The following is a 22,250-nucleotide window of genomic DNA, read 5'->3' as shown; positions in this document are numbered from 1 at the left end:
TTAGATAGTTAAGTTCAATCCGAATGAAATTGTACGTACTGGAGGATAAGTGTAGTCTGTTAATCCTGATGATGACGGGTTAATGTATAAACCTTGACGCTCGTTAGAATACCAGATATTATCTGCAGTAATGTAAGCTCTTACATTAGAAGTTTGGATCTTCTTCGCAATTTGGCTTGGTAAAGTATATCCAATTGTAATGTTTCTGATACCAAAGTAAGTAGCATCAGTTAAGAATCTAGAAGAATATCTATATAAGTTAGATGATTCATCTAATTCGATACGTGGTACATCAGTGATATCACCTGGCTCTTTCCATGCATTGTTAATCGCGTCTGGGTGAATTGCATTACCAGATCTTGGAGCCATTAATGATGCATATGAACTGTCATAAATTTTACCACCTACTGAGTAAGTGAATAAAACTGACATATCAAATCCTTTATAAGCAAAGTTGTTTGTGATTGAACCCATGAAATCAGGAATCGCAGTACCAATGATATAACGATCAGCATCAGCATATACGTTAGTAGTTTCACGCTCACCTGTTGGTTCATTATTGTCATCTAATTTATCTTTGAAGTATAAAGCATCACCTGTTTGAGGATCAACACCTGCATATTCTGGAGCGTAGAAATCAAATATAGAATTTCCTTCTTTGATTTGTTTTGTTCCTCTGATAAATTCACCTTGAGGTAAGTCTAAGATTTCATTTGTGTTTTTAGACCAAAGCAAGTTAATATTCCAATCAAACTCTTGCGTTCTGATTGCATTTACATTTAATGCTACTTCAATACCTGTATTTTGTACTTGACCAATATTCGCTGTGATACTACCAAATCCAGTAGAAGGAGCTAATGGCTTATCCATAATTAGATCTTCTGTAGTACTGCTGTAGTATTCAATTGAACCTGAAACTCTGTTGAATAAACCAAAATCTACACCAACATTTAACATTGCATTTTTCTCCCACTGTAAACCTGGGTTCGCTAATGAAGTCAACAAACCACCTGCATAAGCAGCATTTGAATAACTTAAGTCATACAATGCATCCCAAGGGTAGTAAGAGTTTGTATTCTCATTACCTAATTTACCATAAGAAGCACGTAATTTTAACTCATCAACAAATGAAGTGTTTTTCAAGAAATCTTCTTGTGAAAGTCTCCATGCACCACCAACTGACCAGAAGTTACCAGTTCTTGAATCCGTTTGGAAACGTGAAGTAGCATCTTGACGAAGTGAACCTGAGATGAAGTATTTTTGATCGAAGTTATATTCTAATCTACCGAAGTAAGACTCAATTCTGTGGTCTAATTGGTAAGAACCAGCATAAGTAATTGTAGTTGCAGGGTTTAATTCAGTCAAACCACCAAGAGGGTAACCTGTTTTTGCAGCAGATAAGTATTGGTAGTTCATAGAATAGAATTCATGACCAGCTACAACATTAAAATTGTGCTTATCAAATGATTTTTGGTATGTCAATAACTGGTTGAAAGTATATGACATGTTCATATCATTTGTTCTGTAAGTACGACCACCTACGTTTTGAGCATCACCATATTGCATATTTTGGTGCTCTAAGTAGTTTGTAGCGTAAGTATCAGTAGAGATGTTAGTTGTAAAACCGAAACCTTTACCAAAATCAAATTTTAAGAAACCTCTTGCACCTACTGAATGTCTTTCGTTGTAGTTTTGATCTAAACGAGTTGTTGCCACTACGTTTGAGTTACCAGCGTAAGGTCTTGTTAAACCAGCACCTGTAGGGTCAAGTTGTTGACCTGAACCAAAGTCAAAGATTCTATCTCCATTTTGATCTAATTGGTAGTTACCATCTTGATCTCTTACGTATACAGGGTAAATTGGACCCATTACACGAGTTGAATAGAATGGGTTAGAAGTTGCTGTTCCATCAGCACCTAAGAAGTTACTTTGAGTATAACCGTAGTTTACGTTTAATCCAGCTTTGATCCATCTTTTGATGTCTGTATTTACTTTTAATCTTGCAGTAAACTTTTCAAAACCTGAATTATCAACAATACCTTCTTCATCTAAGTATCCTAATGATAAGTAGTAATCAGCTCTATCTGTAGCACCATTCATATCTAATGAATATTCTTGACGAATACCAGTACCAAACATTTCCTCTTGCCAATCATCTTGATATAATAACTGAGCTGTTTCATTGAATGAACCATCAGCAGCCACTAAAGGTTGACCATTAGAAACACTATATGGGTTATATCCACCAGTAGTGTTTAATAAACTATTTGAAGCAGCGATTGCAGCATCTTCACGAGACATACCACCAGCAACTAACTGATTTTTGTATCCTTCGTGCATTGTTTGCATATATTGCTGAGAACCAATTCTTTCGTATTCTTTAAAAGCTCTATCCGTTACACCATAACGAGCATTAAAGTTAATTTTTGGCTCACCTGATTTACCACTTTTTGTAGTAATCATGATAATACCATTTGTTGCACGAGCACCATAGATTGCAGTACCTGATGCATCTTTTAATACTGAGAATGACTCAATATCAGATGGGTTGATTGCATTTAATTGACCATCAAATACAGCACCATCAACAACGATTAGTGGAGAGTTTGATTGATCAATAGAAGAAAAACCACGAATTGTGATTGCTGGGCTAGAACCTGGCTGACCTGAAATTGAAGTCATTTGTAAACCTGGAACTGAACCTTCTAAAGCAGCAATAGGGTTAGAAGTTTGGATTTTACCAATTTCTTCAGAATCTACTACTGTAGCAGCACCTGTAAATGAAGTTTTTTCTGTAGTACCATAACCGATTACTACCACTTCGTCTAATTGCTCTAAATCTTGAGGTAGATTAACAGTTAAATTAGTTTGTGTTCCAATTGGCATTTCAATTGTTTTGTAACCTACAAAACTAAATACTAGAACATCATTTTCTGATTTTTGAAGGATTTTGAATTTACCATCAATATCAGTAATTGTACCTTGTGTAGTACCTTTAATCACTACTGTAACGCCAGGTAAAGCACCCCCGTTACCTTCTTCAGTTACAACACCTGTAACTGTTCTCTCTTGTGCAAAAGTGTTTACAGCAAAAGCCATAATCAGCACAAATAACGATAGAAGTCGTTTGTTCATAAAAATTGAATTAAGCTTTAAGAATATATTATTGTAAAATAATTGAATTCATAAAAAATTGATCACAATAGAATACATCAAAAAATTAATATTGAATCTTATATTCAAAAAAAATAGGGTTGTGTATGATATAGTATTGTGATATCTGATAAGACTGTCTAACAAAAAATGAATTAGGTGTTCATCATTAGACTTTTGATTGTTGGATAATATGTTTAATCATAAATTAAGTTTATTGAATTGGATATTGTTGTAACCTTTAAATTTTATTACACCCCTAAGCACATGTTAAAATAGAGATGTGATTTATTAAAATTAACCTTTGTTTGATATCGCAATATTCACTTTTTGCTTCACTTTTTTAAATAAAATTTAGTTAATAAAACATAATAAACAAATGGAACAATGTTACATTACTGATTTTAAGTATATTATATAGTTATCTAACATTTGTTAATTATTATTTTAACATAGATATAGCTTTGTTAGCTGTGTTTTATTTAACAAAATCACTGAATTTTGGCTATAAACTCTAAGAATGTTAATAAAAAAAGGTAGTATCTTTATAAATACTACCTTTCAATAAATTCTTTTTTAAGATTTATTCATACCATGAATTTTGTGTCAAATTTGGATTGACATTTAATTCGTTTTGAGGAATCGGGAAATAGAATTGTTTATCGCCTGCAGGTATAGTATTACCGTCATCTCTGACAGATCTAGGTGTACCATCAGAATTAATTAATGTCATATCCATATCGTTTCTTCTAAGATCAAACATTCTATGTCCTTCAAACGCTAACTCTAGTCTTCTTTCATTCAATACATCTTCTACAGTCCCAGTAGAAGCTGGTGCAGTACCTGTCGCATAACGGTTTGTTCTGATCATATCCGTTAAAGTAATTGCACTTGCTGTATTTCCTAAATGTGCATAAGCCTCAGCAGCATTTAAGACTGCCTCTGAATAACGAAGTACTTTAGGCGATGTTAAACCTACTACTCCATCATACTCTGCAAACTTGTTGATGTAATAATATCCGTTATTCAATTCAAAAATTGATTTTCTGATATCATCATCACTCATTACTGTATAAAAATCAGGAGCACAAGTATAAGCACCATATCCAACACGTAAATAGAAGTAACCAAAATCATCTGATCCAGTACTCTGAGCACCTGCAATGATAACTTCGAAAAGTGTTTCGGATAAATTTTCTTTATTGTTAAAGTACTTTACCCAATCTCCTCTAGCAACGACACTTTTACCCGTTATAAGATTATAATGATCAATTACTTTATTCAAATAAGTCGTTTGATCAATTGTATTATCTTCTAAAGCTCTTGTTAAATAAACCCTAGTTGCTAAACCGTGAACTGCATTTACTGAAAAACGAAAAGTATTTTCATTTTCAATTAAAGAAACAGCTTCATCAATATCTGCTTCAATTTGAGCATAAATCTCTTGAGGAGTATTTGCTGCAGGTAATGCTTCAACAACAGATGCTAAGTCTTCATATGGCTCCGTTACTAAAGGCACTTGATCATAGAATCGAACTAAATCAAAATTTAGAAAAGCTCTCAATGCTAAGGCTTGACCTTTATAGTCATCTTCAATACCTTCAGTATGAATTAATGCATTTGCATGATTAAGCACTCTGTAAATCTGACCTAATTGATTTCTGATACCATATGCCCCATCAACAGACTCACTTGTAAATGAATTCTTTTGATTGAAATAGTTGTCTTCAAATCGACCTCCTGAAGAACGTAATACCATATTGTCCGTACCAACATCTCCAAATACCATATTGTTTCGTCCATAATAAGATGTTCTTCCCATTTCTCTATAGGCACCATTCAGAACATCTAATGGCTCGGACATCTCATCAAACTTAACGCTACCACTTACGTTAGGCTCTAAATCTAGGAAGTTACAACTACTTATAAGTCCAATTACTAATAAGTAGATACTTCTCTTATATAATATATTAATCATTGTTTACTTAATTAGAATGAACAGTTTAACCCAAATGTATACGTTCTACCATCAGGATAATCAAAAAACGAAATACCTGACGCATCAATACTAGTTGGAGAATATCCTGAATAGCTGCTCCAAGTAATTAAATTTTGGAATGAGGCATAGAGTCTTAAGTTAGATACACCCCAATTATTCACCATATTAGATGGTAAGCTATATCCTAGTGAAATTGTTCTTAACTGTAAGTAACTACCATCTTCAAGATATCTTGTTGAATGTACATTGCCTCTTACAGGTGTATCGATAACTGGTCTCTCAGCAATATCTCCTGGCTGTTCCCAACGATCATCTAAAGCTATCTTCATTTGTCCATAATAATTACCTCTAAGAACAGAGTTATCTTGATCCATATAACGTCTTGCTGAATTATATATATCATTACCATAATTAAATGTGAACATAAATGATAAATCAATTCCTTTGTACGATAATGTATTGGTTAAACCACCATTAAATTGAGGATATGGATTACCAGAGTCAACTTTTTCAGCCTTCGAGTAATTAGTTGTTGCATAACGACCATCATGATGAACAAATACATCTGCATTCGGGTCATTGATATTGTCTAACTCTGTTTGTGTAGGTTCTCTATTTAAATACCAAGAAGAATATCCATTATCAGTTCTTGCCCCTGCCCATTCTTGCATAAAAAATGCATTTAATGGTTTACCTTCTTCGATCACTTGTGTTGAATATTCTACTCTTTGTCCACCATATAACTTTGTAACCTCATTTTTATTAAATGACATATTTAAGTTAGTAGTCCATGAAAAATCATCATTTTCGATGTTGATTGAATTAATAGTAAATTCAATACCACTATTCCTCATTTCACCTACATTTTGGAATACACTTGAGTAACCTGTCATACCTGCTACAGGTACTTCCATTAATAGATCTGATGTCTGTTCTCTGTAGAAATCTATATTTAATGTAACTACATCAGCAAATGTTAAATCAAGACCAATATTAGCCTTCAACTTTTTCTCCCAAGTCAAATCTGGGTTAGCTACTTGTTCAATTACTGCTGCAGAACTTGTATTGTAGAATGTATAACCATATAACCCCATTGCAGCATAGTTTCCAATACCGGCATTACCTGTTGTACCTACAGAGCCTCTCAATTTACCAGAAGTTAGCACATTTGAATCACCAAAAAATTCTTCATTAGAAAAGACCCAGCTACCACCAACTGACCAGAAGTTACCATATTGATTATCCGCACCAAAACGTGATGAACCATCTCTACGATAAGAAGCTGATAAGTAATATTTTCCTAAATAATTGTACTGAACTTGAGATATGAATGAGAAGAATCTATATTGAGTCTGATACCCATCATTTGCAAAACCAGATGATGTTGAACCCAAGTTATCCACTGTCAATGGAACACCAGCGCCATATCCATATTGGTTAGAAGCATCATATTTTTGAAGTTCTACACCTGCAATTGCATCCACAGTATGGTCACCAAAACTATTGCTATAAGTCAATAAGTTAGTGGAAGTAATCAAAGAACTAAATGCAGAAGTATTACTTACTGAACCATTTGGTGCATCATCTCCATTAAAACCATCATACGTGATAGGTGCAGTATAGTAATCATATCTTGTATCTTGTATTCTTACAGAGTTATTAGATTTTATGGCTAATCCATGTCCAATTTCGTACTTAACATTCCCTTGTAAACCTGTGTTAAAGGACCTTGTTTTTCTATAATTATATTTTAAGTCACTAATAAAGTTGGCTCCAATAGAATAATAGTAATTATCATATAATGATTCTTCTGCAGTCAAGAATGGATTTAAACTAAGATTACCATCCACTGATCTTTTTAAGTCACCACTTTGTGCGTAAGGAGCAATAATTGGAGGATAAAGGTAAGTAGTCATTAGAGGAGATGAGAATAAAGCACCATCAGATGCATCATCTTGTATGATATAAGAAATATCTGCTTTAAATGAATACGATAATCTATCATTAGCCTGATTATCAAAATTTAATCTAGCAGAATATCTATCAAAACTCGACCCTTCTAAAATACCCTCTTGGTTATAATAACCTAAACTTACATAGTGCTTTACTTTTTCATTACCACCTGAAGCAGTTAATTGATAATTCTGAACAGTACCTCTCCTAAAAGCTTCATCTATCCAATCCGTATCTGTTACGAAAGGATTACCATTTACATCAGTATCTCCGTACTTCTGAAACTCAAGGAAATCATCCCTTCTCATCAACTCATAATTACCTTGGAATAAAGTTGAAACACCACCTGATATATTTAATCCAAATTGTGTTTTTCCTTCTTTACCTGATTTTGTAGTAATTACGATAACACCATTTGATGCTCTAGCTCCATAAAGTGCCGTTGCTGATGCGTCCGTTAATATTTTTACATCTGCAATATCTTCAGGATTAATGGCAGACATTGGGTCTCTTTCTGATTGTTGGGTCGCTCCAACTATATCTGTATTATCGATGATCATACCATCAATAACATATAGAGGTTCTTGTGAAGATGAAATAGAACCTACTCCACGAATTCTAATCACAGGTTTCGCTCCAGGTTGACCAGAAGGTGCATTCATTTGTACACCTGCTGCTTTACCTTGTAATGAATTAGCAACATTTGGAGTAACTACATCTGTCACTTTTTCGACACTTGTCACATTAGAAGATTGATCTTGTTTTGCATAACCCATTACGGTTACCTCTTCTAACTCTTCAGCATCTTGAACCATGGCAATGTTAAACTCGGTTTGAGAGCCTACTACTTGTTCAACAGAAGTATAACCGATGAAACTAAAGATTAAAATTTCATCTCCTCCGACAGCAATAGAGAATTTACCGTCTAAGTCAGTAATGGTACCATTTGTAGTTCCTTTTACAATAACAGTTACACCTGGAAGAGGTTCACCATTATCAGTAACTGTACCCTTTACTTGTCGTTCTTGACCTATAGCTGATACTATACAGAGTGTATAAGCTATAAAGAGTAATAATAACTTTTTCATAAATAAGAAATAATTGAGCTTCGAGCGGAGTACATTGATACATTGCAATACATAACAAGTACTGTGAGAGATTGATAAAATTGGTTTTTAAGTTTTTATATAGACTATTTGATTTGTAAGTCTACAATATTACTCCTGCCCTTTCATTTTTGGTTTTTTGATTTAACTAAATGTGATTGAATAAAAGAAAGTTAAGATGAGTCAAAATAAAAGAATAGTTGTTTCAAGAATTGTGAATTTAATAATAGATTGATTTAAATAATTTAAAAACAAAGGCTAAAACAGCCTAAATCAACATAAATTTAATCATTTCATTAACAGGTAGATAAACATTAACAACATTACTTATTGAAATGCAAAATTACATTCTAACTGTACAATAAAGGCAACCCATAACACTTTAAATACGATTTTCATCAATTTCATCTTCTGATTGTTTTCATCCTCTTTCTTTATCAAAAAAGCACTATATAAAATAGTGCTTCTATTAAATGTTTTTTTGATAAAGATTAATTTATTGATTTTAAAATTATTTCATTTTAATAAGTATAAGTAGCATTACACATCATAATGAGATAGGCTAAGTTGTTTAATTAAGAGTATAAAAAGACATTGAATCGTTGTTAAAGTATAAGGTTCTAATTTTTAGCATCAATGTCTTTCATTTTTATTACTATGAAGTAATACTCTTAAAATTTCATAAACGAGTATACTAGTAAAGGCTTTAGATTTCTAGTATTAACACAAAAAAAAAGGGACAATCTTTCGTTTGTTACCCCTTTTTATTGGAATAGTGTAAAATGTTATATGCCTTTTTTATTCTTTTTTTCATTAAAGAACTTTCTCTATTTCACTCTGTGCATATTCATATGTTAGTTCTTTTTTTGAAGACTTTACTTTGTTACTATTCAATACTAATGCAGCACTTTCACCTAACATCATTTTTAATACAAACTCAGGAACATTTGGTAAAAATGAAGGTCTATGATAAAACTTAGCTATTCTTTTTGTTGCTTCTTTATTCGTTAATGGGTTAGGAGCTACAGCATTATAAGCACCTTTAATATTTTTATTTTCTATTGAATGAATAATTAATCCAACCACATCTTCTAGACTTACCCATGACATCCATTGTTTGCCATTTCCCAATGGTGAACCTATTCCAAGCTTGATGGGTAATGTAATTTTATTGAGGGCTCCCCCTTTCTTAGATAATACTACACCTAATCTTAGTTTGACTAATCGACTACTTGTACAATCATCCATTGCTTTTTCCCATTGTGTTACTACTTCCGCTAAAAAGTCATTACCTGCAGAAGCAGATTCATCCACTAATTCATCTCCAGTATTCCCATAGTAACCAATAGCTGACGCACAAACAGTAACTTTAGGTGGTTTATCTAATGCATTTATCGTTTTAATCAGAAGTTTAGTAGAATCGATCCTACTCTTCAATACTTGCTCTTTAAATTTGGGAGTCCATCTTCCTTCTCCTATATTTTTACCCGCAAGGTGTACCACTACATCTACTCCTTCAAAAGCTTTGGAGTCAATAAAATTATTCTCAATATCCCACTTGAAACGAGGAATAAAATTTTCAAAACTTTCTTTCCTTGATAACCAAACTACTTCATTTCCTTGAGCTATTAACTTCTTGGATAATTCAGACCCTACCAAACCAGATCCTCCTGTGATTAATACTTTCATTGTATTTCAATTTTTACTAACAATATAACTAATTATTGAACATGTTGTTTTGCAAAAAATCAAATACTCAGTAAGTTAGGGTATTAAAACATTTGACTTCCAATTCTAAACAATAAACTTTCAAAAATGATTAAACGTAACTTTCTAGGAGTTATACTTTTACTCTTATGCATGTGTTTCGAAGTCTTTGCACAAGAAACCTTCACAATCAACGGAGTAAGAGATGACCGTAGTAATTACTATGCATTTACGAATGCGACACTTCACGTGTCCCCATCTCAAACAATCAAAAATGCTACTCTCGTTATCAAAGAGGGAAAAATTGTCAGTGTAACCAAAGAGGGAACTGTACCAAAAGGAGCTGCAGAAATCAACACTGACGGTAAACACATCTATGCTTCATTTATTGATGTAAATTCTCATTATGGCATGCCTGAAGTTGATAAAGGTAGTTTTTGGTCTTGGACAAAACCTGAAAATATTGGTCCTCAAAATCCAAAAGCTTATAATGCCAATGATGCAATTAAAGCGAATACTTCTGCAGCTGAACTTTTCAAAGAAGATGAAAAGAAAGCGGAGGAAATGCGCAAAATTGGTTTTGGTAGTGCTTTAACGTATTTACCAGACGGTGTTTCAAGAGGTACTTCTTCGTTTGTCACTTTTGGTAAAAGTAGAGCAAATGAATTAATATTAGAAGACCACGTTGGAGCACATTATGCTTTTGATAAAGGTTCTTCTACTCAAATGTACCCTGTGTCAACAATGGGTTATGTCGCTTTACTTCGTCAAACATACTATGACGCTCAATGGTACGCTGAAGGTGGAAAAGAACAATTTACCGATTTAACTTTAGAAGCATTTAATGCTACTCAGAACCTTCCTCAATTTTTTGATACAAAAGATTTATTTGATCTTGAAAGAGCTGCAAAAGTGGGGAAAGAATTCAACAAAAAATACATCTATGTTGGGAATGGTGATGAATACCAAGATTTAGCAACTTTGAAATCAATCCAACCGTCATTGATCATTCCATTACACTTTCCAAAAGCATTTAATGTAAATGACCCAATCGATGCAATGAATGCTAATTTTTCAGAGATGAAACATTGGGAGTTAGCGCCTTCTAATTTGGCGATGCTTGAAAAAGAAGGTTTCCAATTTGCCATTACAGCTTCTAAAGGAGATGGTACGGCCGCTTTCTTCAAAAATTTAAGATTAGCTGTAGAGAGAGGTCTTTCTGAAGAAAAAGCACTAGAGGCATTAACAGTTACTCCTGCTAATTATATTAATGCATCAGATCGTATTGGTACCTTAGAAGTAGGTAAAATTGCCAACTTTATTATTACATCAGATAATATTTTCTCTAAAAAAGGAGATGTTTTAGAAAACTGGATTCGTGGTCATCAATTCATCATTAAAAATTGGAATACGGATAATTATATTGGAGAATATGCATTGACTATAAATGATCAAAAATATACACTAAAAGCATCTGGAGATAATCCTTCTTCTCCTAAATGGGAAGTAAACCTCAATGATTCTACGAAGTTAGATTCTAAAGTAACGATTCAAGAAGGTATGTTGACGTTATCTTTTGCAAAAGATACAGTGAAAAATGCTGCTTCAATTCGCCTTTCAGGTTGGGTAAATACTGACGGAAGTTTCAGTGGTGAAGGAAAAGATACTGCTGGAAATTGGGTTAAATGGACTGCTGTAAAAGCTGAAAATTCTTCAGAAAAAAAAGAAAAAGAGGGTAAGAAAAAAGAGGATTCTCCATCTGAATTAGGTAATGTAATTTATCCATTCAGTGCTTACGGAAGTACAGAAGTAGCGCAACAAGAAGATATACTAATTAAAGGTGCTACTGTTTGGACAAATGAATCAGAAGGTATTCTAGAAAATACAGATGTCTTAGTAAAAGATGGGAAAATCGTTAAGATTGGAAAGGAGCTTAAAGGCAAAAAAGGTACTAAAATTATCGATGGGAAAGGAAAGCATTTAACTTCTGGTATTGTTGATGAGCACTCGCATATCGCTTTATTTAGTGTGAATGATGTTGCGGTTATGTCTTCAATGGTAAGAATGGAAGATGTTGTCAACCCGAATGATGTTGATATTTATCGTCAATTAGCTGGTGGTGTTACATCTGCTCAACTACTACACGGTTCTGCTAACCCTGTAGGTGGACAATCTGCGATAATCAAATTAAGATGGGGTAAAACAAATCCTCAAGACCTACTTTTCCCAAATGCAAAACCATTTATCAAATTTGCTTTAGGTGAAAATGTAAAACGTTCTAGCTGGCCAATGTCTCATCGATTCCCTCAGTCTAGAATGGGCGTGGAAGCTGTCTATAAAGATGGTTTCTCGAGAGCAAAAGCATATGACAAAGCACAAAAAGCATATGAAGGTAAAGGTCCAAAACCTAGAAAAGATCTTCAGTTAGAAGCATTAGCTCAAATCTTAAATGATGAGCGTTTTATTTCTTGTCACTCTTATGTTCAATCGGAAATAAATATGCTCATGAAAGTAGCAGAAAGTTATGATTTTAGAGTCAACACATTTACACACATTTTAGAAGGTTATAAAGTAGCGGATAAAATGAAAGAACATGGTGTAGGTGCTTCAACTTTCTCTGATTGGTGGGCATATAAGTTTGAAGTTTATGAAGCTATTCCTCAAAACGCCGCTCTAATGGCTTCTCAAGGTGTCACAGTAGCCATAAATTCTGACGATGCTGAAATGGCGAGAAGATTGAATCAAGAAGCTGCCAAAAGTGTAAAATATGCTGACATGTCAGAAGAAGAAGCATGGAAGATGGTTACATTAAACCCTGCCAAATTACTTCATATTGATGATCAAGTGGGATCAATCAAAGTGGGTAAAAGTGCAGATTTAGTATTATGGACTGATAATCCACTTTCGATTTATGCCAAATCAGAATATACGATGGTTGATGGTACAATTTATTTCTCTCTTGAAAACGATCAAAAATTAAGAGAAGCAATGAAAACAGAACGTGCTCGATTAGTTTCTAAAATGCAGGAGGCTGTGAAGAATGGTGCTAAAGCAAAAGATGTGGCACCAAAAATTGAGACACATTTCCATTGTGATCACCTTAATCTTGACTAATCAAAAGGTGATTAATAGAGTTAGTTTATTTTGACGAAGCTTAATTGAATTAAAATGAAAAAGATATTTTATATATTTTCTATAATCTGTAACCTGTTGTTTTCAGTAGATATTTATGCACAGGTTCCTACTCCTGCTAAGGCGCAAGAAAAAGGGATTATTTTAAAAGGAGGAGAAATCCATGATGGGGAAGGTAAAGTTATTCCAAACGGAATTATTGCATTCAAAGATGGAAAAATTACGTATGTGGGTGATAACTTTTCTGATGCTTCTTATGAAGTTATCGATATAACAGGTCAAAAGGTTTATCCTGGGTTTATATTGCCAACTTCTGAATTGGGATTAGTAGAAATTGAAGCTGTCTCTGCTTCAAATGATAATAGAGAAACAGGTAGAATTAATCCTGAAGTTCGCTCTGTTATTGCTTTCAATACTGATTCTCATGTAATCCCTACTGTCAGAAGTAATGGCGTTTTAGTAGAACAAGTCATGCCTACTGGAGGTACTTTTTCTGGTCGTTCATCTATTGTACAATTAGATGCTTGGAACTGGGAAGATGCCATTGTAAAAGAAAACGATGGACAGCATTTGCATTGGCCTCGTAAGTTTTATAGTCCATCATGGACTAGCCCTGAAAAAGGATTAATCATTTCAAAAAATTATGCAAAACAAGTTGATTTGATTGAAACAACATTAAGAGATGCTAAGGCTTACAGTGAAGGTCCGTCGACTGCTGTTCCAGATTTTCCATTGGAAGCTATGAAAGGTATTTTTTCAGGTAACGAAAAACTATACATTCATGTGGATGAAGGAAAAAGTATTATTGAAGCAGTTAAAATGGCTCAAAAATATGCGATCAAAAATGTAGTAATTGTAGGTGGTGCTGACGCATGGTTAATTACCGATTTCTTAAAAGAAAATAATATCCCTGTATTACTTACAGATGTTCACAGTTTACCATTAAGAGAACAAGATGATGTGGACTTACCTTATAAAAGGGCACATTTATTACATCAGGCGGGTGTATTGGTTGGGCTAACACACTCTAGTGCTTCTAATTCTAGAAACCTTCCATTTTATGCGGGAACTGTTACTGCTTATGGCGTAGAAAAAGAAGATGCAATCCGAATGATTTCTTTTAATACTGCAAAAATTCTAGGAATAGAACAAAAATTTGGTTCTCTAAAAGTTGGTAAATCAGCAACTATTGTAGTCAGTCAAGGTGATATTCTTGACATGAGAACAAGTAAAGTTAATCATGCTTTTATTGATGGTCGTACAATTGATCTCAATAATAAGCATACAATGCTATACGAGAAATTTAAAGAAAAATATAGTAACTAATTTGGTAAGGGGTAAGAAGGAAGTTAATGCTTTTTGAAGTATTCTGAATGTACTTTATATTTACATTGAATTTTAGATTAAATAAGAAGATACGTCATAAAACTTTCTTCTTACCTCATTCCCATTATACCAATTAGATGTTTACGTTTAAACCTGCCATCGATAAAAAATCAAAGCATCCCATTATCCTTATTCACGGCGCCTTATTTAGCAGTGAAGCTTGGACAGGAAATTTCATGGATTTTTTCCCAGGAATTGGTTACGATACGTATGCTATCAACCTGAGTGGTCATGGTAATCGAGGAAGTAAATTAATGCTCAACTTTTATGGACTTGACCAATATGCAGAAGATGTAATTCAGTTAATCACTACATTACCAGAAAAGCCTATTTTGATAGGGCATTCGATGGGTGGACTTGTGTCACAATTAGTCGCTCAAAAAGTGACATTAGAAGCGTGTGTATTATTGGCTTCTGTTCCACCTTATGGTGTCTTTCGTAGTATGGCTGAATTCTTTATGACATCACCTATTAGTTGGGGTAAATTTGCTGCTTCTACATTATTCCCTTTTGGGAAATTTATCGATTCAGAGCCTCCTGTAGGCATTTACACTACCGTTCCTCCTTTAAAAGTCAGACGTCATATCAATAAAAATACGCAAAGAGAATCTCTAAGAGCAATGCTTGAAATGATTATGCGTGACTTTGAAATTGATGCATCAAAAGTAACTTTTCCGATGCTTCACATTGGTTTTAGAGATGATAAAATCATTTTTCCTGAAGACATCGAAAAGACGGCAAAATTTTACAATCAACCTTCTAAGATTTTTGAAGGAATGGCTCATGCATTTATGTTTGAACCACAATGGAAAGAGGTTGGTATTTTTATCCAAGAATGGCTAGATAATACTATCTATAACAACTAAATTCTTGAATCTGAACCTAAGACTTCACCTTCTTTCTCATTATAGAATTTTAATATCTTAATTAAGTCTTGCTTATCTCTATATTGGAAACCCGTTTCCTTCATAAACTCATGTACCATTTCTCTATACCCTCCAAATAGATTCAAGAAATCTTTTTTCTTTGCAGGAAGATCGATAATTTGTTTATTATCAAGAAGTAAATATTTCGTTTCTTTCAGCTTAAAACTATAATAAACATCTCTATTGTGATACGTATTATTAGGGAGATTACTTCTCGTTCTGTTCACTTCACGTTGTAATCGTTCTTGCTCCATAAACGCAGATGATCTATGAGCTGTTTTTAATAAATAAGGATAAGTAATAAAACCAACTTTACCTGGTACTATAATTTCATAAATTCCCGTTGCAGGGGATTCATCTCGTACAAAAACTTCAGCAGCATTAATAAAATGATGAGGTACTACTTTATCTTCTTCACCTTCTTTTTCTGCTTTGACGTGTGCATCAAAACGAAACTCAGCAATTTGGTGTTGTTCAAAGATTTGGAAGGTTGTATCTAACATCCCTTCACCTCCATAAAATTCTATATTCTCTATTTTTAGAAGTTCAACTTGATCTCTTTCTAAATCATACAATAACGGCACATCATTGATAACTTTTCCATCTTTAAGAACAATAGTTCCTACTTCCCATTGAGAATGAAAAAATACCATACTATCTCTTTCAACATTTGCTTGATTTTCAAGATCTAATGCAGCATTATGTACCATATCATGCTTTTTCTTTTTTTGTTTCTTCTGAGCATGAGTAGTATTTATGTATACGAATGACAATAGTAGTATGAGTGAGAGTTTGTACTTCATTTTATGATCTTGATTTCATTTCATTGTAATAAATTAGCTCCTATTAAGTTCCTATATGTTGATGAATAATACAAATTTTTACATAAAAAAAGAGGTTGAACTATTCATAGAACAACCTCCTTTAAACACGTTTATTTTAAAAGCGTAACGTAATATCTTAATTAGTAAGACTTAGAAATATCGATAAAGTCTCTTGATACTAGAGAAGCACCACCAATTAAACCACCGTCAACGTCAGGTTGAGCGAATAATTCTGGAGCGTTGCTTGGCTTAGCTGAACCACCATATAAAATTGGTGTAGCATCAGCTACTTCTTGTCCATACTTTGCAGCTACCATATCACGAATATCTTTGTGCATTTCTTGAGCTTGGGCTGAAGAAGCTGTTTTACCTGTACCGATAGCCCAAACTGGCTCGTACGCTAAAACTACTTTACCAAAGTCCTCTGCAGAAAGGTGGAATAAACCTTCTGATAATTGTTTTTCAACAACTGCTTTTTGAGTACCTGCTTCACGCTCTTCTAACACTTCACCAATACAGAAGATTGGTAACATACCATTTGCAATTACAGCATCAGTTTTAGTTGCTAACATTGCATTAGATTCTCCAAAGTACTCACGACGCTCAGAGTGACCTAAGATCACATAGTCGATACCATAAGAAGCTAATTGAGCTGCAGAGATTTCACCAGTATAAGCACCTTTTGGCTCAGTGTAACAGTTTTGAGCACCTACAAATACATTTGCAGCGTTACCTACCAATGATTTTACTTTGCTTAAATGAACAAAAGGAGTACACATAATTACTTTAACGTCAGATGGCGTCTCGTCTTTAGCCATGTTTACTACTTCTGATGCTAAAACTTCAGCGTCGTCCTTTAAAAGGTTCATTTTCCAGTTACCTGCAACAATTTTTTGTCTCATGATGTAAATTTCTTTATAAGATGAATTTTTTTATTCAGTCGCGAATATACATACCACTCTTAATTTTCAAAATGAGTTTCGTCATTCTCAACAGGTAATAAACATATTAATTGTTATTGAAAGTCTTCAAATTAATTAATTCATATTAAATATTACTTACATCAATTTACAATTTTCCATAATATGGAAAATGAGTTTCATTTTGAAACTTTTTATTTATTGGTACAATAATAAAATAACCATAAACAGTTGATTTATAGTTATTTGCATATACATTACACTTATGGCATAGTAAGTGAATAAGGTAAAGTGGGTAAAGAAACATAGGTTAGTCACCTATTGTATGGCATGATACACCAGTAACATTAACCAGCTGTGGAAAGACACTTGAAAATTTTCAAGTGTTTTTTTTTGCCCAAAAATAAATTCTTTACAAATGTATACTTGGAAATTAAATAATATAAATTACATTTGTTTACAAGATTGCGTTAGCAATTAATCGCGAACGTAACCTCTTTCACTATTAACAATCTGACAATTGTTTATATACTACTAACTATCTAGAAGGTTTTCCTTTGGATATCTTCTTTCACTATATCATCTAATCCTTAAATAACTAGACATTCTTAACTCCCCTAAAAGAATAATACAAAAAAAAGGCCACCCAATGGATAACCTCTTTCACTATATAATCTAACTACTGTCTATACTACTTTTTATCATTCTATCTGTATTCTATAACGATACTAGTTACTATCATTACTGTAGAATTCTTATTATTTTCTATCAAAATATAACTTTTCAACAGACTGAAAGCATCACAAAACAATAATAGACAGCATTTTATATATTTATAATTGAATATATGAAGCAAAAAAAAAGGCTACCCAATGGATAACCTCTTTCACTATATAATCTAACTACTGTCTATACTACTTTTATCATTCTATCTGATCTTTATAACGGTATTATTAAGTTTATGTATTGATAAATTACTTTTCTATTTTATCAAAATACTCCTATTTACGAATCACTTTTACAAAAGATAATGGTTAAAAAAATGAGTAAGTCAATATTCCCTGTAATTGAGAAATTAGACTTACTCATATTTAAAATTTAGGATAATAAATTGTTTATGATAGAATTCCCATATCAATAGATCAAATCAATATTCTTTACAATAAAGTCTTAAATGATTTTACATTATTATCACATAAATAACGTATTATGTAAATTCCTTTTAAAGAATTTAAATCAATTTTAGCCGATTGACTAAGATTTTCTTTTTGAAATAACATACGTCCGTGGAGATCATAAATTTGTATTGATACCTCTTTATTTTCAGGATTTTGAATAGATAATTGATGAGATGTTTCCTCTACAAAAACTTTTAATGGATTAGTTTCAATTTGTATTTCATTTCTTAACCTCGAATTACTTGCTTCATTATAAATAAAGTTGAGATCATATAATGCAACCATAGAAGGTGTTAAAACTGTTGACGTTAGGTTGAATACACCGGCATTTTCAACTTCAAAAGTAAATGTTGCATTTCCATTTCTTACTTCAGTATCTTCTTGATTTATCGTATTTGTTGAAAACTCACCTCCATCTTTTATTGTTAGTCGACTACTTTTATTGACATCATTATTTAGAGTAATCAAGTTAGAGTTTTTCGCATCAAGTGATCCATAAAGGTTTACCTCTCCTTGTGCATTTGCGCTCAACCAATTCAATGAAGATCCTGTTATACCAAAATGGTTATTTACTTTTATAGTTGAATTTTCAGAAACATCAGCAATAACTTTCTTTTCTGATTTAAAGAGATAATTCTGATCTGTTTCAATATAAGATTGATCTATATTCAGATAGCAGGTATCATAATTTGCATCAAAATACTTGATCGTTAAAGCTTTGATTTCACCAATTCCTGCCATTTGATTATGTATTAATGGTAGTTTCTGATAGATTCTTGCATTTTTTGAAAACTCAGCTCCTTTGTGGATATTACCATCCACAAAGATGTCTCCGTCAATTTTTAAGATCTTATCAAAACTTGCATCGTGTCCAATCTTCAACGTTGCATTTTCTTCTACTTTTAATCGCTTTGCAATCACTAAATTTGTATTGCTATTCAAATTGCTGGTATCCACAACTACTTCAATATTTGAAGGAATCACAACAAAATCATCTTTAGTCGGTACTTCATTTTCCCAGGTAGTGTCTTCCGACCAATTACCACTTTGAATAGCTTTATTTACCTTTGGTGCTAAAATTTCTTGAAAATACATCCCACATACTCCAAAAGTACCATCAGGTTCCACAACCCATTTACCATCAGAATATTGATAAAACATTTCTGCAGGGTATTCTACTCCTTTTTCAAAATTAAACGACTTTGTATCTGTACTGTACAAACTCCAAATGAAGAAATTATTCCATTTTTGAGCAATAGCACAAGCAATGACTTTATCGTACATCTCTTCAACAGTTTTTAAGTTAGCAACTTGTTTATTGATTTGCATCTCATTAATACCAAACTCGCCTATCATAATTGGAGATTCATCAACAATTAAACCTGTAGCATTTGTATAATACTCTAAAATCTCGACACCTTTCCACATTCCAACAGGAAACTCATCTAATGCTTCTGTCCAGACACCATCATAAGACGACCAAGAATTAAAGTCTGTTCTAACATGCGGTAGAATATTCTCTGTTAAACTAGGAACATCAAGGTCCATCATGGTTAATCTTACATCATCAACTCTAGTCCAAAGTTTATTGATTTCAATACCATGTAATACTTGAGCAGTTGCATTTGGAAATTCTTCTCTCGCTCTTTCAACACCTCTTTGTCTTGCTTGGAAAAAACGTATCATTCCTTCAATCTGCTCGTCAACATTTTCAGGAATAGTGCTTGTATCACCTTCCCAATTAACTCCTTGTCCTCTTAACATCCAATCACCTTCCCAATTTTGAAATAAAAATTTCTTGTCAGTATCACCATAGGTTTCTAATATATACTTGGCTAACAGATAGTATTGTTCTTCTTGCTCTTTATAAAGTTGATTATAAGTATAAGCACCATATTTATAGAAGACTACATTTTTAATTCTTTGCTTTTTGGGAGAAATCCATAATACATGTTCTTTATAGAAAGGATCGGATAATAACTCTTGATAATTAGAGTCTTTCACTACATCCACCAAATCATCTGAACCATCCCATTGCATATTGAATGGATAAGATTTTTGCATATTTCCAGGCTCGGCAGACACTTTTGATTTTAAAGTTTTTGAACCTAACTCTTTGTGTTTCTCTTTCCCCTCTCTCATGTAGGGTTCATCTGTAAAGTGATATAAACCACCCGTAAAGGTTGCTCCATACACTTCTTTAAAACTTTCATCAACTACATATCCCTTTGATGGTCTTTTCGCTTCTACTTGATCTAAAATATCATTGACTTCAAGTTGAGTTTCTTTATAAAAAGGACGAATAGTTGCACCAGTCATCACTGTGATCAAGAAATTTTCATCATTTAAATCCCTTGGATTTGATGCACCTTCTTTTAATCTAAATGTACTTCCATCTTTCACGACTAAATGACTTGTTGCGGCTGCATTTTTTAAAGATGTATCTTCATTATTAATCTTTCCTACAGTGACAAACCCATCATTTTTAACGATAAATTTACTGTTTTCTTCAGGGTTTTCATTTTTAGTCAAAAAACTTAAATTCCCTAGCATCATTATTCCTTCAGTAGAAACTTCTGATGAAGTATTATCTTCACTATAAGTATAGCTTTGACCATTTAACCCAAAAGTACCTTTGACATTCAAATAAGAACTTCTTAAAAAATTTACGACCAGTTTATCAACAGATTTAATAAAAAAGTCATTATCGATATTGATATAATGATGATCTATATTCAATTTTCTGTTCGCAGAATTGGCATATATTTTAATAGAGTGAGCATTGATTGCCCCATTTCCTGTAATGACTTGTGGATGTTTTTGTACTTCCACCTCTATTCTTGTATTATACAAAAATGGTGTATTGTTTTCATCTACTCCTTTATAGATTACCCCATCTACAAATAAATCACCAAAGACTTTTACTTTGTTTGTTCTATTTGATACATTATGGCCAATACTTAGAAATGCCTCATCCTCTACAGTTAAATCACTACACAATGGAACAACAGTATAGTTATTCTTATTCATTGTATCTAAAATGATTTGATGTCCTGCAGAGATAATTACATCATCTGTTTTCTGAGGAACTTCTCCATTTGACCAAGTTTGAGGATTGGTCCATAAACCAGATTGTATCGTTTTTACTTGTGCAGTAGTTAACAAAGAGAATAGAAGTGAAAAAAGTAATAATGATAATTGTTTCATTTCATAAAGTGTTTTGCTCCAATACTATTTATTTATCTATATATGCTGTTATATGCTGGATAAAAATCAAACTGTTCAGATTAGATTTTGAACAAAACAAAGGTGTAAAAATAACACTATATAAAGGTTGAGAATCTATTCAATTAGCTTGAAATATTATTCAAAGGGTGATCAATTATTGAACCTAACTTTGATATCAATGATTTGAACAGATATTATACTTGGTCAAGAGAATATGGAATATATAAAGTCTACTCTTGCAAGATTTTTCATAAAAAAAAAGAGACACTCCAAAGGAAAGTCTCTTTCTGTATTTAACTACTGTCTATACTACTTTTTATCATTCTATCTGGTTTATATAACGGAGATTTTATGTTGTAATATTTATAGATTTTGATTTAAAAATATCATTTTACGCCTTTTACACATTGTTATGATAAATTTGAAATAAAAAAAAGAGATCCTCCAAAGGAAAATCTCTTTCTATGAACTAACTACTGTCTATACTACTTTTTATCATTCTATCTGCTTTATATAACGGAGAATTTACATTGTGATATTTATAGATTTCGATTCAAAAATACCATTTTACGCCTTTTACACATTGTTATGAAAGATGTGAAACAAAAAAAAGGTCACCCAATGGATAACCTCTTTCACTATATAATCTAACTACTGTCTATACTACTTTTTATCATTCTATCTGCTTTATATAACGGAGAATTTACATTGTGATATTTATAGATTTCGATTCAAAAA

At 32.7% G+C, this 22,250-nt stretch carries 10 protein-coding genes; 3 read left to right on the top strand and 7 right to left on the bottom strand.

Going from position 1 to position 22,250, the window contains the following annotated elements; translation table 11 throughout:
• From ACXAHM_RS19995 to ACXAHM_RS19980, 4 genes are all read right to left on the bottom strand, one after another.
• A complete protein-coding gene (locus ACXAHM_RS19995; protein ID WP_474963763.1) occupies nt 1-3,135 on the bottom strand; it encodes a SusC/RagA family TonB-linked outer membrane protein in 3,135 nt (1,044 codons plus the stop codon).
• Between the two features lie 601 nt (nt 3,136-3,736).
• A complete protein-coding gene (locus tag ACXAHM_RS19990) occupies nt 3,737-5,131 on the bottom strand; it encodes a RagB/SusD family nutrient uptake outer membrane protein (protein ID WP_474963759.1) in 1,395 nt (464 codons plus the stop codon).
• An 11-nt stretch (nt 5,132-5,142) separates the two neighbouring features.
• Nucleotides 5,143-8,193 (bottom strand): SusC/RagA family TonB-linked outer membrane protein, encoded by a 3,051-nt coding sequence (locus ACXAHM_RS19985; RefSeq protein WP_474963755.1) that lies wholly within the window; start codon nt 8,191-8,193, stop codon nt 5,143-5,145.
• 831 nt (nt 8,194-9,024) lie between these two features.
• On the bottom strand, nt 9,025-9,900 hold the full coding sequence (locus ACXAHM_RS19980; RefSeq protein WP_474963751.1) for a TIGR01777 family oxidoreductase: 876 nt from the start codon (nt 9,898-9,900) through the stop codon (nt 9,025-9,027).
• A gap of 171 nt (nt 9,901-10,071) precedes the next feature.
• Here ACXAHM_RS19980 and ACXAHM_RS19975 point away from each other — a divergent pair, with 171 nt between their 5' ends.
• From ACXAHM_RS19975 to ACXAHM_RS19965, 3 genes are all read left to right on the top strand, one after another.
• Nucleotides 10,072-13,032: an amidohydrolase family protein gene (locus ACXAHM_RS19975; RefSeq protein ID WP_474963748.1), complete on the top strand. Its 2,961-nt coding sequence runs from the start codon at nt 10,072-10,074 to the stop codon at nt 13,030-13,032.
• 54 nt (nt 13,033-13,086) lie between these two features.
• A complete protein-coding gene (locus ACXAHM_RS19970) occupies nt 13,087-14,376 on the top strand; it encodes an amidohydrolase family protein (RefSeq protein WP_474963744.1) in 1,290 nt (429 codons plus the stop codon).
• A gap of 137 nt (nt 14,377-14,513) precedes the next feature.
• Nucleotides 14,514-15,302 carry an alpha/beta hydrolase gene (locus ACXAHM_RS19965; protein ID WP_474963740.1) on the top strand — a complete coding sequence of 263 codons (789 nt, stop codon included), beginning with the start codon at nt 14,514-14,516 and terminating at the stop codon, nt 15,300-15,302.
• Here ACXAHM_RS19965 and ACXAHM_RS19960 read toward each other — a convergent pair.
• From ACXAHM_RS19960 to ACXAHM_RS19950, 3 genes are all read right to left on the bottom strand, one after another.
• On the bottom strand, nt 15,299-16,165 hold the full coding sequence (locus tag ACXAHM_RS19960; protein ID WP_474963737.1) for a hypothetical protein: 867 nt from the start codon (nt 16,163-16,165) through the stop codon (nt 15,299-15,301). The two genes, ACXAHM_RS19965 and ACXAHM_RS19960, sit on opposite strands and share 4 nt — an antisense overlap.
• Before the next feature lie 161 nt (nt 16,166-16,326).
• Nucleotides 16,327-17,088: a triose-phosphate isomerase gene (gene tpiA / locus ACXAHM_RS19955; RefSeq protein ID WP_474963735.1), complete on the bottom strand. Its 762-nt coding sequence runs from the start codon at nt 17,086-17,088 to the stop codon at nt 16,327-16,329.
• A 1,175-nt stretch (nt 17,089-18,263) separates the two neighbouring features.
• Nucleotides 18,264-21,491 (bottom strand): T9SS type A sorting domain-containing protein, encoded by a 3,228-nt coding sequence (locus tag ACXAHM_RS19950; RefSeq protein WP_474963733.1) that lies wholly within the window; start codon nt 21,489-21,491, stop codon nt 18,264-18,266.
• Nucleotides 21,492-22,250 lie beyond the last annotated feature (759 nt).

It is taken from the genome of Flammeovirga sp. AWQ4_249 (genome assembly GCF_056161045.1).
This window is presented reverse-complemented; position numbering and strand designations above follow the sequence as displayed.